Here is a 13803-nt window from a genome sequence, read left to right as displayed (position 1 = left end):
CTTTTTTGCAATGGAATGTGGTCGCTTGATCAGCTGGCGACGCGCGTGCGGGCAAGGCCCTGCTTGGCCGGGTCGTATTTCGGATCGAGTTGCAGCGCGTGCGAGTAGGACTTTGCAGCACGGGCTTTGTCGCCGCGACGCTCGTAGATCAGCGCCTGGTTGGCCCAGCTCTCGGCCAGCTTGTTGTTCAACTCGATCGCCAGGTTGAAATCTGCGAAAGCGTTTTCGTCATTGTTCTGCGCGACATAGGAAACGCCTCGGCCATTGTACGGCTCAGGCGCGCGGGGCGACATCGATATGGCCTTGGAGAAGTCATCGATCGCCTTGGCGTGGTCGCCACGCAGCTGGTAGATCAGGCCGCGATTGTGATAGGCGCGACCATCGGTCGTGTCGAGCTGGATAGCGCGGTTGAAATCGCCGAAGGCTTCATCGACGCGGCCAGCCTGACGGTAGATGTTACCGCGGCCGATGTAAGCGACGTCGTAATTCGGATTGATCTTCAGCGCTGCATTGTAGTCGGCTGCGGCTTCGACCGGCTTGCCCATGTTGCGATAGACGAGGGCGCGGTTGGCATAGGCCTGATAGAAGCTCGGGTTGAGCTGCAGGGCAGTGTTGAAATCGTCGATGGCGCGCTTAAAGTCACCGGAGCGACCATAGGCGGACCCACGGACGTTGTAGCCTTCCGGATCGCGCGGATTGGACTGGATGACGCTGGACAGCGACGCAATGTTTTCCTCGGAGCCCTGCGCTCGGTCGAGCGTGATCACGTCGGTCGATTCGTTGGTCGTCGCGCACCCTGCCAGGGACAGAAGTGCAATCACGGCTGCTGCGGAAACATAGCGTCTCTTACGGTCGGCGGTGAGGGCGGTCGAAAAGACGGTCGTTTCGGTCATGATTGCTAGTCGTCCAGCCGCTGGGCGCAGGCGAACCTGACGGGCAGCGTTAAGTTGAGTTACATATCAAAAGAGCGGCGGCGATTGTTCGCCCCCGCCCTCATTTCACAGGAAAACGTCTAAATCGGGGCCGTTTAGCGAGCCGCCGGACGAGCCGCAGCAGCCGGGCGAGCCGGAGCCGCGATCAGGCCTTCGCGCTGCATGCGCTTGCGGGCCAGCTTGCGAACGCGGCGAACGGCTTCAGCCTTCTCGCGAGCACGCTTCTGCGACGGCTTCTCGTAGAAGTCGCGCATCTTCATTTCACGGAAGATGCCTTCGCGCTGCATTTTCTTCTTGAGAGCGCGGAGCGCCTGATCAACGTTGTTGTCGCGGACAAGTACCTGCACGTCTATCCCGTTCCTTTGGTTCTTTGAGTTGTCATTCCGTCGACAGAAGATCCGCAGACGGAAAAAGCAATGAGTTCCGCGGGCCCTTGAGCCCGGCGATTAGCGAGGGCAATTAACAGATCGCTTCACCGAAGTCCATATGGTGCAAGCGTTCCGGCCAATATATTTTGGTGCACCGCTGGGCATTGCCGGGCGTGTCGAAAGCTGAGCCTCTATGCGTCGCAAAACGGACGTCATGACGCATATTGATTTGCGACAGCTATCGGCCTACCCAGATGCCTGAACCACAGGAGTTTAAGGCGAATGCGCAAATATTCGGTCTTTGCCGTTGTCCGCGAGGCAATGCGTGCCCACAAGGGATGGGAGGCTCAATGGACCTCTCCCGAGCCCCGGCAATCCTACGACGTGATCATCATCGGTGCCGGCGGCCACGGCCTCGGCGCGGCCTATTACCTAGCCAAGGAGCATGGCATCACCAATGTGGCGGTGATCGAGAAGGGTTGGCTGGGCGGCGGCAATACCGGCCGCAACACGACGATCATCCGGTCCAACTATCTCTATGAAGAGAGCATGGACATTTACGAGCATTCGCTAAAGCTCTGGGAGGGCCTCAGCCAGGATCTCAACTACAATGTCATGTATTCGCCGCGCGGCGTGATGATGCTGTCGCACAATGTGCATGACCAGCAGTCGTTCAAGCGCCACGTGAATGCCAACAATCTCTATGGCATCGACAATGAGTGGCTGACGCCGGAACAGGCCAAGGCCTTCTGCCCGCCGCTCGATATCTCCAAGACTGCGCGTTATGCGATCAACGGCGCTGCCCTGCAGCGTCGCGGCGGTACAGCCCGCCATGATGCGGTCGCCTGGGGCTTTGCTCGTGCGGCATCGGATCGCGGTGTGCATATCATTCAGAACTGCGAAGTCACCGGCATCCGCCGTGGTCCGGGTGGCGAAGTCACCGGTGTCGACACGACTAAGGGCTTTATCGGTGCAAAGAAGGTCGGCGTTTCGGCAGCCGGTCATTCCTCCGTCGTCATGGGCATGGCAGGCGTGCGCCTGCCGGTGCATTCGACGCCGCTGCAGGCGTTGGTGTCAGAGCCGATGAAGCCGATCTTTCCCTGCGTGGTGATGTCCAACACGGTGCATGCCTATATCTCGCAGTCGGACAAGGGCGAACTGGTCATCGGTGCCGGTACCGACCAGTACAATTCTTACAGCCAGACCGGTGGCATGCAGATCATCACGCATACGCTGGATGCGATCTGCGAACTGTTCCCGATGTTCCGTCGTGTCAAGATGATGCGTCAATGGGGCGGGATCACCGACAACACGGCCGACCGTTCGCCGATCCAGAGCGTGACACCGGTTCAGAACCTGTTCGTGAATGCAGGCTGGGGAACCGGCGGCTTCAAGGCGACACCGGGGTCGGCCAATCTGTTCGCGCATTTGATCGCCAAGGGCGAGCCGCATCGTCTGGCCCAGGGCCTGACGCTCGATCGCTTCCGCACCGGCCGCCTGATCGACGAGGCAGCCGCCGCTGCCGTTGCTCACTGATTTCAAGGATCGATCAACATGCTGATCATCAAGTGCCCCTATTGCGAAGAAGAGCGCGCTGAGCTCGAGTTTCGCGCCGCCGGCGAAGCCCATATCGCCCGGCCTGCCAATATCTCGGCAATTTCCGACGAGGAGTTTGCCGACTATTTCTTCCTGCGTGACAACCCGAAGGGTCTGATCTTCGAACGCTGGCGCCATCTCAATGGCTGCGGCCGCTTCTTCAATGCGGCTCGCGACACCGTCAGTGACAAGATCCTGCTGACCTACAAGGCCGGCGAGCCGATGCCGGATCCGGCAACGCTTATCGCTTCTGCAGAGCCGAAGGGAGACAAGGCATGAGTGCTGCCAATCGTATTCCGGGCAAGGGTCGCCTGACGCCCGCCCGCACATCCCGTTTCACGCTCGATGGTCGCAGCCTGACGGCCTATGAAGGTGACACCGTCGCTTCGGCGATGCTCGCCAACGGCATGCATCTGGCCGGCCGTTCGTTCAAGTACCACCGTCCACGCGGCATCCTGACCGCAGGCCCCGAAGAGCCGAATGCACTGCTCGACATTTCGCGCGATGCCGCCCGTCGCCAGCCGAACGTGCGCGCCACGGTGCAGGAAGTGTTCGACGGCATGCGTGCCGAGACGCAGAACCGCTGGCCGTCGCTGTCCTTCGACATCAACGAGGTCAACAACCTGCTGGCGCCGTTTTTTGCTGCCGGCTTCTACTACAAGACCTTCATGTGGCCAAAGGCCGCCTGGCACCAGATCTATGAGCCCTTCATCCGCCGTGCCGCCGGTCTCGGCGTTGCGCCCAAGGAAGCCGATCCGGATCACTATGCCAATCGTTATGCCCATTGCGACGTTCTCGTTGCCGGTGGTGGTGCGGCGGGTCTGGCCGCAGCGCTTGCTGCAGCAAAGACCGGTGTTCGCGTCATCATCGTTGACGAACAGCCTGAAATGGGCGGTGCCTTCCACTATGACCTCGGCGCGACCGTCGATGGTCAGAATGGTTTTGAGTGGGCTCAGGCAACCGTCGCCAAGCTCAAGGCCATGGCGAATGTGACCGTTCTGACCCGCACGACGGCTTTCGGTTATCACAACCACAACTATGTCGCGCTGGTCGAGCGTGTCACCGACCATATCTCCAACCCGGGCAAGGCGCTGCCGCGCGAGCGGTTGTGGCAGGTGCGGGCCAAACGCGTCATCATCGCCAGCGGCGCGATCGAGCGTCACATGGTGTTCGCCAACAACGACCGCCCCGGCATCATGCTGGCATCGGCCGGCCGCACCTATCTCAACCATTTCGGCGTGGCTGTCGGTGCCAAGGTTGGCGTCTACACGGCGCATGATTCTGCATACGAAGCGGCGATCGACCTGAAGAAGGCCGGCGTGTCGGTTCCGGTCATCGTCGATGCCCGCGAAAAGCCGGGCGAGAAGGTGCTGGCGGAAGCGCGTGCGCTGGGTATCGAAGTGCTCACCGGTTCCGGCGTTGTCGATACGGCCGGCCGCCTGCGGGTGCGTTCGATCACCGTTCGTCGCAATGGCGGCGGCTCGAGCCGCAAGGTTGAAGTCGACGCTCTGCTGATCTCCGCTGGCTGGACCCCTTCGGTGCATTTGTTCTCGCAGTCGCGCGGCAAGCTGAAATTCGATGCGGCCAACGACCGCTTCCTGCCGGATGTCTATGTGCAGGACTGCATCTGCGTAGGCGCCTGCAACGGCACCGACGACCTGCAGGCCTTGCTCGACGAGGCGACCGCTGCCGGTGCCGCGATGGCGAAGGCGGCAGGTGCTGCCGATGTCCTGCCGGTGCAACTGTCGGGTTCGAATGCGCATGACTGGACCGGCGGTATGGTGGGTGCTGCCGAAGGCGCCGGGCGCGACACAACGGTCAAGGCCTTCGTCGACTTCCAGCACGATGTCTGCGCCAAGGATATTCGCCTCGCCGTTCGCGAAGGCATGCATTCGATCGAGCATATCAAGCGCTTCACCACCAACGGCATGGCGTCCGACCAGGGCAAGCTGTCGAACATGCATGGCCTTGCGATTGCTGCCGAGGTACTGGGCAAGGAAATCCCGCAGGTCGGTCTCACCACCTTCCGCGCGCCTTACACACCTGTCACCTTCGGTACGCTGATCAACCACTCGCGTGACGAATTGTTCGATCCGACGCGCAAGACGCCGATGCATGCCTATGAAGTCAGCCAAGGCGCCGAATACGAGGATGTCGGCAACTGGAAGCGTGCGTGGTATTACCCGAAGCCGGGCGAGGACATGCATGCGGCCGTCAACCGCGAATGCAAGACCGCTCGCGACGTTGCAGGCGTGTTCAACGCCTCGACGCTCGGCAAGATCGAGGTGGTCGGACCGGATGCGGCCGAGTTCCTCAATCTGATGTATACAAACGCCTGGGACACGCTGAAGCCGGGCAAGGCGCGTTACGGCATCATGACGCGCGAAGACGGGTTCATCTATGACGACGGCGTCGTCGGGCGTCTCGCCGAAGATCGCTTCCACGTGACCACGACCACGGGCGGTGCGCCGCGTGTGCTCAACCACATGGAAGACTACCTGCAGACGGAATTCCCGCATCTGAAGGTCTGGCTGACTTCGACCACCGAACAATGGGCGGTGATCGCCGTCCAGGGTCCGAAGGCGCGCGAGATCATTGCGCCCTTCGTCGAGGGCATCGACCTCTCCAACGAGGCCTTCCCGCATATGAGCGTGGCCGAGGGCACGTTCTGCGGCGTGCCGACGCGGCTGTTCCGCGTGTCGTTTACCGGTGAACTCGGCTTCGAAGTCAATGTGCCGGCCGATTACGGCGCTTCCGTCTTCCAGGCGATCTGGGAACGGGCGCAGTCGATGGGGGCTTGCCTCTACGGCACGGAAACCATGCACGTGCTGCGCGCCGAGAAGGGCTATATCATCGTCGGCCAGGACACCGACGGCACGCTGACTGCCGACGACGCCGGCCTCTCCTGGGCGGTGTCGAAGAAGAAGACGGACTTCGTCGGTATCCGCGGCATGAAGCGGCCGGATCTCGTCAAGGAAGGCCGCAAGCAGCTGGTCGGCCTTTTGACCAAGAACCCGAACGAGGTTCTGGAAGAGGGCGGCCAGATCGTTGCCGATCCGAACCAGCCGAAGCCGATGACCATGCTCGGGCATGTGACCTCGTCCTACTGGTCGGAAAACCTCGGACGTTCCATTGCCATCGCGGTGGTGGCCGGCGGCCGGGCGCGCATGGGCGAGACGCTCTATGTGCCGATGAAGGACAAGACCATCGCGGTCGAAGTGACCGACATGGTCTTCGTAGACAAGGAAGGAGGCCGGATCCATGGCTGAACCTGTGATTGCCGAACGTAAAACCGTACTTTCCGGCTACCAGGGCGGCAGCGCCAAGGTGCGGCTGACGCCAGCTCTGCCGGCCGGCCGCGTCGTGCTGCGCGCCCGCGCCGAAGATGTGGGCGCTCTGTCGACGTCGCTTGGCCTGAAACTGCCGGTCAAGCCGAGAGCTTCGGTCTTGTCTAAGGGCCGCACCGCATTCTGGATCGGTCCGGATGAATGGCTGCTGATCGACGAAAAGGGCGGCGACCTGATGGCCGATTGTGCGGCCTCGGGTGTCGCGCATTCGGCAACCGACGTTTCGCATCGCAACACCGCGATCATCGTGTCGGGCCCGGCATCGGCTGATGCGATCAATGCAGGCTCGGCGCTGGATCTTTCGCTTGCCGCATTCCCGGTCGGCGCCGTGACCCGCACCGTGTTCGGCAAGATCGAGATCGTGTTGTACCGCGTCGAGGCAGAAACTTTCCGTGTCGAATGCTGGCGATCCTTTGCCACCTATGCCTTCGGCATGCTGTCCGAAGGGGCGCAAGACGCCTCGCTCTGAGGGGCGGGACATCGGAATGGATTTGCAAGAGGCCGGGGTGACCCGGCCTTTTTGCCGTTGAGGTGTACCTCGCGCGCCTTTCGGTTGCGTGCTATGCTTCCGCCAAGGAGAGAATGATGACCGGTACATCCCGAACCACAATCACTTTGCGGAACGAAACGCTGGATGCTGTGCATGATCTCGTCGATGTCGGCGACTTTGCATCGGCGGACGATGCCGTTTTGGCGGCCATTGATGCCTGGCGTGAGACGCGTGAAGACCAAGGCCAGCGGCTTTAATTGATCCGGGAGAAAGTTCGCCACGCGATCGATGATCCACGACCCGACTTCAGCATCGATGAGATTGATGCAGCCCTCGACCTGATGATGCGGGAGGCCAAGTCGGAGGCGGGGCGTGCGGCGGGCTAAGGTCCGCTTTCGTGCGCAGGCGTTGGATGATCTCCGTGAGATCTTTCGCTTCGTGCTATCGCTCAGCCAGTCACCGGAAACCGCGAGACGATATGTCGGGCGCATTCGTGCCCGTTGCGAGAGCATCGGTGATGTGCCGCATGCAGGCGCGCCGAGGGATGATCTGGCGGTGGGTTTGCGCATGGTCGCCTTCGAGCGCAGCGCTATCATTCTCTATGAAGTCGAGGACGGCAAAGTCCTGATCACGAACATATTTTACGGCAGGAGGGACTACGCGGTTCTGTTCCGATCAAGCGGATAGGCTGCTGCTTCAGCTCCACCCCACCCATTTCACCCAGCGCCCGTGAAAATCGGCGCGGCCGATCTCGCGTGTCTCGCCGCTCGGCCACAGGGTGAGCAGGATCGCCGCGCCCTCCGGTTTGCCATCGGCTTCGAGCTGCAGGCGGGCAAGTGGGGCGTCTGACGTGGCGCGGGAACCGGCCTCCGCGATCAGGGTTTCGCCTTCGGCTTTCAGATCTGCCGGCAGATATTGCCAGGCGATGGTGTGGTAGATGACGTGAGTGATGCCAGGATGCGGTTGCGAGAGGCAGGTGCGTAGCCAGTCGATGGCGTCGGCTTTCTCGACCTTGATCCGGGTTTCGGCGGCGATGGAAAGGGCTGCTGCCGTTCTCTGCAGCCGATCCTCCTGATCGGCCCAGATGTAGGAGAAAAGCAGGAGCCGATCCGCTTCCGATGTCGGGTCGAGCGGGTTCAGGTCGCAGCCGGCGCGATCGATGATCTCGATTGGGGCGCTTGGTGGCGATGGGCCTTGCCATGCGGGCTGAAGCACGACGGTGGATGGACCGCCCCATTCGACCTCGCCCAGCGTATAGGCATATCGATCCCAGTGCAGGTTGAGACCGGCGCTGGCGCCGATTTCGGAAAGACGCAAAGGTTTTCCCGTCATCCTTGCGATTGTCAGGAAGCCTGGTAGGAGAGCCGACGATCGGCGGACCTCGTTGGTCTGCGGCGCCGATTTGAGGCGTTCAAGGATGAAGTCCTCATTGTGCTTCAGGGCCGTTTCTATGGCCGCCCAAAGCATCTCGTCTTCCGCGGCGTGCGGCGGGTAGACCGCAGCAAGTTCCGGGTTTTGGCCGCTGCGAACGAGGGCATGCAGCGTGCCGGCGAGCCGCAAAGCGAGCGCATCATGGGTGCCATCCGGATTGCCGGACCAGCCGAGGATTGTGGCGCCGACCGGTGTTTCGTCGGTCAGGCGTTCTGCTGCGAGCAGGCAGAGCCTGGCGGTAAACGGCGAGCCGAGATCGGTGCAGGCCTTGGCCTGGCGGCGGAAACTCTGGCGAATGGTCTCGGCGCGTTCGTTCGGCATAGTCCGCTTACACCCCTTCCGGACGATCCTTCGGGTCGAACTGCGATATGGTGATCCAGCTTGCCGTCAGGGCCGGCTTGCGTTCATCCTCGATCTCGACGGTCAGGTCATAGGTGTTCATCAGCATGCCGGCGCCGCGAAATCTTGCGGCCGCCAGCAGAAAGGAGCCGCGAATGCGTTTGTTGCATTTGACCGGCGACATGAAACGGACCTTGTCGAAGCCGTAGTTGATGCCCAGCGTCTGTTCGCGGATCTTGGGCAGGCAGTCATAGTTCATCGCCGAGAGTAGCGACAAGGTCAGGAAGCCATGGGCAATCGTGCCGCCATAAGGCGTCTCTGCTGCTGCACGGACGGGGTCGGTGTGGATGAACTGGTGGTCATTGGTCGCGCCGGCAAAGGCGTCGATCATGGTCTGGTCGACGGTGATCCAGTCGGAGACACCGACGACGGTTCCAAGCAGCCCCCGAACTTCGGACAGGGAAATCTCACGTGGCATGGAACCTCACTCTTTTGTCGATATTTTCCTATAGGTTATAGGTGGTTCCTGTCATGCGGAATAGCTGGACTGTCCATCCATGCAATAAATCATGCTTCGAGCCAGAATTCGACCGAGCGCGGTTTCAGATGAATTGCCGCAGCACCGCGCCCCGAGGACAGCTTCTTCCATTTTCGTCCCGTTTCGGGACTGAGGATCGCGTCGCGTGTCTCATGCGCACGGTTGAACAGGACGGCGATGCGGGCGGGCTTTCCGGTCTGGCGATCCAGCGTTTTCAACAGCATGGCGAAGACCCGCAGGTCCGGATCTTCCCAGTCGGCAACGGTCATGGCTTCACCGCTTGCTGAAAGCCATTCGACGTCGCCATTGCCATCGAGGAATTGCGTGTCGGAGAAGGCGGTAAAGCGCTGGCGCATGGCGGCAAGGCCTGCGGTCGTTTCCAGCAGCTCCGTGTCGCGGTTCTGCCAGTCCAGCCAGGTCAGGGCATTGTCCTGGCAATAGGCATTGTTGTTGCCACGCTGGGTGCGGCCGAATTCATCGCCGGCCGTCAGCATGATCGTGCCACGGCTGGCAAAGAGCGTGGCGAGCAGAGCTGCGACGTCCTGCCGTCGGTTGCGCAGGATCGTGCGGTCAGTGGTCTCGCCTTCGGCGCCGTTGTTCCAGGAATGGTTCTCGTTGTGGCCGTCGCGATTGTGCTCGCCATTGGCCTCATTGTGCTTGTGTTCGTGGGAGACGAGGTCGAGCAGGGTGAAGCCGTCATGGGCGGCGATGAAATTGACGCTGCGGGTTGCCCTGCCGCCGTGGTGGGCAAAGAGGTCGGCGGAGCCGGCAAGTGCCGTGGCGAGATCGCCTGTCAGGTGGCTGTCGCCGCGCCAGTAGCGGCGGAAGACATCGCGGGCGCGGTCGTTCCATTCGAGGAAGGGGGCCGGGAACTGGCCAAGCTGGTAGCCGCCGGGGCCGATGTCCCAGGGTTCGGCGATCATGATGCGGTCTTCGAGCACATCATCCTCGAGCATGGCCTTCAGCGTTGGCGCATCGCGGTGGAAGCCGTCCCAGTGGCGGCCGATCACCGGCGCGAGGTCGAAGCGGAAGCCATCGACACCGCCTTGAAGAACGAAGTGGCGCAGCGAATCGATGATCAGCCGGCGCAGCATCGGATGATCGCAGGCAAGCGTGTTGCCGCAGCCGGTGTCGTTGACCAATGTCGCCGGATTATTCGGCAGGTGGCGATAGAGCGATCGGTTGTCGATGCCGCGCATCGAGAGCGTCGTTCCCTGCACATCGCTTTCGCCGGTGTGGTTGAAGACGAGGTCGAGGATGACGCCGATGCCTTCATGATGCAGGGTGTCGACCGTTTCGCGCAGTTCCTTGACGCCGCCCGGCACGAGGCGCGGATCGAGCGCCATCAGGGCGATGGGATTGTAACCCCAGCTGTTGGACAAGCCCAGCGGCGGCAGGTGACGCTCGTCGAGCCATGCGGTGATCGGCATCAGTTCGACGGCATCGACGCCGATCTTCTTCAGATGGGCGATCACCGAGGGATGGACGAGGGCTGCCAGCGTACCGCGCTGCGCTTCCGGCACATCGGGATGCAGCATGGTGAAAGGCTTGACCGCGACTTCGTAGATGAAGCCGCCGCGCGGCAGGAGCGGCATCATCGCCTTGACCGGCACATCGCGCGTCACGATGGCTTTCGGCACGAGGTCGGCTGTGTCCGTGCCGAATTCTGCAAGCCGCGGATCATGGACGAAGGGGCGGTCGAGCTCCTTGGCGTATGGATCGACCAGCAGCTTGGAGGGATCGTACCAATGGCCCTCCGCCGGATCGTAGGGGCCATGGGCGCGAAAACCGTAGCGGGTCCCTTCGCCTGCGTTCCCGACGAAAAGCCGATGGATATCGTCGCCATCGCGCGTCATCGGCAGGCGGGCTGTTTCCGTGCGGCCATCGGCATCGAACAGGCAGAGTTCGATCAATGTGGCATGATGCGACCAGAGGGAAAAATCTGTGCCGGCGGGATGCAGCACGGCTCCGAGAGGATTTTGGCTCATGACGTCTTCCGCGGTTTGGGGTGGCGAATCTGTCTGTGTCACGCAGACAGGTTAGCAGTTGCTGAAGCGCGCGAAACGCTTGCCTGCCATATCCCTGTTGCTTTGTTCCATTTTCACCTGCCGGGACCGAAGAAAGTTCGCCATTGACAGCATACCAACTGGTTGGTTTAATAATTGCAAGAGGACAATGCCGACATGAACGAAATCATTCACCCGTCACGCATGAAACTGCTGGAGGCCACGCTCGGCCTGATCCGGGAGCAGGGTTATGCGGCGACGACGGTGGAGGATATCTGTCGACGGGCCGGCGTCAGCAAAGGCAGCTTCTTCCACCACTTCAAGAGCAAGGAAGAACTGATCCTCGGCGCGGTCGAGCATTGGAACCAGTTCACCACCGAAGTCTTCGAGCAGGCGCCGTATCAAAGCCTCGCCGATCCGCGCGACCGCATTCTCGGCTATGTCGATTTCCGCATGGCCATCCTCGATTTCGAGGTGCCGGAATTCACCTGCCTGCTCGGTACGCTGGTGCAGGAGACCTATCAGTCGCATCCCTCGATCCGCGAAGCCTGCGACTTCGGCATGTCGTCGCATATCGGAAGGCTCGCCGCCGATCTCGAACAGGCCCGCGCCCACTATGCTCCGGATGCCGACTGGACCGCGGAAAGCGTCGGCTACTTCATTCAAGCGGTGCTGCAGGGGGCGTTCATCTTTGCCAAGGCCAAGCTGGCTGCAGAAACCGCGCGTGAGAATTTGCGGCATCTGCGTCGATACCTGGAAATGATCCTGCCTGCGGAATGCTGAATCCAGAAAAATCAGAAGAGGAGGAATGACAATGCCCCATACAATCCGACTGCACCGGGTGCTGAAAGCGTCGCCGGAGAAGGTCTATCGGGCCTTCATGGATGGCGATGCTCAATGCAAGTGGGTCCCGCCCTATGGCTTTGTCGCCAAGATGCATCACTTCGAACCGAAGGTGGGTGGCACATTCCGCATGTCGTTCACCAATTTCACCACGCAGCAATCGCACAGCTTCGGCGGCACCTATCTGGAACTCATTCCCGGCAAGCTGATCCGCTACAACGACGTGTTCGATGATCCCAACCTGCCGGGCGAGATGAATGTCACGGTGGAGCTGACGGAGGTTTTCTGCGGTACCGACATCAAGATCACGCAGGCCGGCGTGCCGGAAATGATCCCGGAAGCGGCATGTTATCTCGGGTGGCAGGAATCGCTGGCGCAACTGGCTCTGCTGGTGGAGCCGGATATCCAGCAAGACGGTTGAAACGCCAAGCCTGAAGCCAAAGGGCGGAGGTCGAACCTCCGCCCTTTCAGTTTTATCCTGCGGCTTCCACTCTTGCCTCAGGTGATCACGGTCGGTTCGTCGAAAGCCGTGCGGCTCTTGATCTCGGCCAGCGTTTCGGCAGCGGCGATCAGGTCGGCAAGCGCTGCCTGGGTTTCGATATCGTGGCGGGACGCATCCGGCTCGTAGCGCTCGATATAGACACGCAGGGTCGCTCCGGACGTGCCGGTGCCGGACAGGCGGAAGACGACGCGGCTGCCGCCTTCGAACAGGATGCGGATGCCCTGGTTGTTGGAGACCGAGTGGTCGACCGGATCATGATAGGAAAAATCGTCGGCGGCAGCGACGGTCAGATCGCCGACCTTGGTGCCGGGCAGCGTGGCGAGCTTGTCGCGCAGCATGGCGACGAGGCCGTTGGCGCGCTCGGTATCGACGCCCTCGTAGTCGTGACGCGAATAGTAATTGCGGCCGTAGGTCGCCCAATGCTGGTGGACGATGTCGGAGACGCTTTCACCGCGCACGGCGAGGATGTTGAGCCAGAGCAGGACGGCCCAGAGACCGTCCTTTTCGCGGACATGGCTGGAGCCGGTGCCGGCGCTTTCCTCGCCGCAGATCGTGACCTTGCCGGCGTCGAGCAGGTTGCCGAAGAACTTCCAGCCGGTCGGCGTCTCGTAGATGCCGATGCCGAGCTTTTCCGCGACGCGGTCAGCGGCCGCACTGGTCGGCATGGAGCGGGCGATGCCGGCGATGCCGCCGGAATAGCCGGGCGCCAGATGGGCATTGGCGGCAAGGATCGCCAGGCTATCGGAAGGGGTCACAAAGATGCCCTTGCCGATGATCAGGTTGCGGTCGCCATCGCCGTCGGAGGCGGCACCGAAATCGGGTGCGCCGGCACCGCTCATCATCTCGTCATAAAGGTCTTTGGCATGCACCAGGTTGGGGTCCGGGTGATGGCCACCGAAGTCGGGCAGCGGAATGAAATTGCGGACCGTGCCTTCCGGGGCGCCAAGGCGGCCTTCGATGATGTCCTTGGCATAGGGGCCGGTGACGGCGCTCATGGCGTCGAACACCATGCGGAAGCCAAGGCCGAACATGTTGCGGATGGCATTGAAGTCGAACAGGCTTTCCATCAGTTCGGCATAGTCGGCAACCGGGTCGATCACCGCGACCTTCATGCCGGCAAGCTCGAATGTGCCGACCTTGTCGAGATCGATATCGGCGGCATTGACGGTCTTGTAGGTGTCGATGACCTTGCTACGGGCATAGATCGCGTCGGTGATCTTTTCCGGGGCAGGGCCGCCATTGCCGATATTGTACTTGATGCCGAAGTCTTCGGTCGGGCCGCCGGGGTTGTGGCTGGCTGACAGCACGATGCCGCCGAAGGCCTTGTATTTGCGGATGACGTGCGATGCGGCAGGCGTCGAGAGAATGCCGCCCTGGCCGACCAGAACCTTGCCGAAGCCGTTGGCCGCGG

14 protein-coding genes are annotated in these 13803 nt (G+C 61.6%); 8 read left to right on the top strand and 6 right to left on the bottom strand.

Going from position 1 to position 13803, the window contains the following annotated elements:
- Nucleotides 1-29: 29 nt before the first annotated feature.
- Together PDO_RS02455 and rpsU are read right to left on the bottom strand one after the other, a co-directional pair.
- On the bottom strand, nucleotides 30-893 hold the full coding sequence (locus PDO_RS02455; RefSeq protein ID WP_007597335.1) for a tetratricopeptide repeat protein: 864 nt from the start codon (nucleotides 891-893) through the stop codon (nucleotides 30-32).
- 134 nt (nucleotides 894-1027) lie between these two features.
- Nucleotides 1028-1279: a 30S ribosomal protein S21 gene (rpsU, locus tag PDO_RS02450; protein ID WP_007597334.1), complete on the bottom strand. Its 252-nt coding sequence runs from the start codon at nucleotides 1277-1279 to the stop codon at nucleotides 1028-1030.
- A gap of 303 nt (nucleotides 1280-1582) precedes the next feature.
- Between rpsU and PDO_RS02445 the strand changes: the two genes are divergently transcribed.
- The 6 genes from PDO_RS02445 to PDO_RS02425 all read left to right on the top strand — a co-directional run bounded on the left by PDO_RS02445 (nucleotide 1583) and on the right by PDO_RS02425 (nucleotide 7420).
- Entirely contained in the window at nucleotides 1583-2836 is a 1254-nt protein-coding gene (locus tag PDO_RS02445; RefSeq protein WP_007597333.1) for a sarcosine oxidase subunit beta family protein, read from the top strand.
- Nucleotides 2837-2854: 18 nt separating this feature from the next.
- Nucleotides 2855-3175, top strand: a complete 321-nt coding sequence (locus PDO_RS02440; RefSeq protein WP_007597332.1) for a sarcosine oxidase subunit delta — start codon at nucleotides 2855-2857, stop codon at nucleotides 3173-3175.
- Complete coding sequence (locus PDO_RS02435) at nucleotides 3172-6165, top strand: sarcosine oxidase subunit alpha (protein ID WP_007597330.1); 2994 nt, start codon at nucleotides 3172-3174, stop codon at nucleotides 6163-6165. The genes PDO_RS02440 and PDO_RS02435 overlap by 4 nt, the downstream gene beginning before the upstream one ends.
- A complete protein-coding gene (locus PDO_RS02430) occupies nucleotides 6158-6712 on the top strand; it encodes a sarcosine oxidase subunit gamma (protein ID WP_007597328.1) in 555 nt (184 codons plus the stop codon). The genes PDO_RS02435 and PDO_RS02430 overlap by 8 nt, the downstream gene beginning before the upstream one ends.
- Before the next feature lie 116 nt (nucleotides 6713-6828).
- Nucleotides 6829-6990, top strand: a complete 162-nt coding sequence (locus PDO_RS28165; RefSeq protein WP_007597326.1) for a hypothetical protein — start codon at nucleotides 6829-6831, stop codon at nucleotides 6988-6990.
- Nucleotides 6991-7105: 115 nt separating this feature from the next.
- Complete coding sequence (locus PDO_RS02425; protein WP_007597324.1) at nucleotides 7106-7420, top strand: type II toxin-antitoxin system RelE/ParE family toxin; 315 nt, start codon at nucleotides 7106-7108, stop codon at nucleotides 7418-7420.
- A 9-nt stretch (nucleotides 7421-7429) separates the two neighbouring features.
- Here PDO_RS02425 and PDO_RS02420 read toward each other — a convergent pair whose 3' ends face one another.
- The 3 genes from PDO_RS02420 to glgX form a co-directional block, all read right to left on the bottom strand.
- Nucleotides 7430-8485: a DUF2332 domain-containing protein gene (locus PDO_RS02420; protein ID WP_007597322.1), complete on the bottom strand. Its 1056-nt coding sequence runs from the start codon at nucleotides 8483-8485 to the stop codon at nucleotides 7430-7432.
- A 7-nt stretch (nucleotides 8486-8492) separates the two neighbouring features.
- Nucleotides 8493-8981 (bottom strand): MaoC family dehydratase, encoded by a 489-nt coding sequence (locus PDO_RS02415; RefSeq protein ID WP_007597320.1) that lies wholly within the window; start codon nucleotides 8979-8981, stop codon nucleotides 8493-8495.
- Between the two features lie 89 nt (nucleotides 8982-9070).
- Complete coding sequence (gene glgX / locus PDO_RS02410) at nucleotides 9071-11029, bottom strand: glycogen debranching protein GlgX (protein ID WP_007597317.1); 1959 nt, start codon at nucleotides 11027-11029, stop codon at nucleotides 9071-9073.
- A gap of 195 nt (nucleotides 11030-11224) precedes the next feature.
- Between glgX and PDO_RS02405 the strand changes: the two genes are divergently transcribed.
- Both PDO_RS02405 and PDO_RS02400 read left to right on the top strand, forming a co-directional pair.
- Nucleotides 11225-11830, top strand: a complete 606-nt coding sequence (locus PDO_RS02405; protein ID WP_007597315.1) for a TetR/AcrR family transcriptional regulator — start codon at nucleotides 11225-11227, stop codon at nucleotides 11828-11830.
- Nucleotides 11831-11861: 31 nt separating this feature from the next.
- Nucleotides 11862-12311 carry an SRPBCC family protein gene (locus PDO_RS02400; protein WP_007597313.1) on the top strand — a complete coding sequence of 150 codons (450 nt, stop codon included), beginning with the start codon at nucleotides 11862-11864 and terminating at the stop codon, nucleotides 12309-12311.
- Nucleotides 12312-12388: 77 nt separating this feature from the next.
- On the opposite strand, the gene PDO_RS02395 is transcribed toward PDO_RS02400, so the two are convergent.
- Nucleotides 12389-13803: alpha-D-glucose phosphate-specific phosphoglucomutase (locus PDO_RS02395; protein ID WP_007597310.1), on the bottom strand; the 1415-nt coding region annotated here is incomplete at its 5' end.

Source organism: Rhizobium sp. PDO1-076 (genome assembly GCF_000247475.1).
Classification (GTDB): domain Bacteria; phylum Pseudomonadota; class Alphaproteobacteria; order Rhizobiales; family Rhizobiaceae; genus Allorhizobium.
This window is presented reverse-complemented; position numbering and strand designations above follow the sequence as displayed.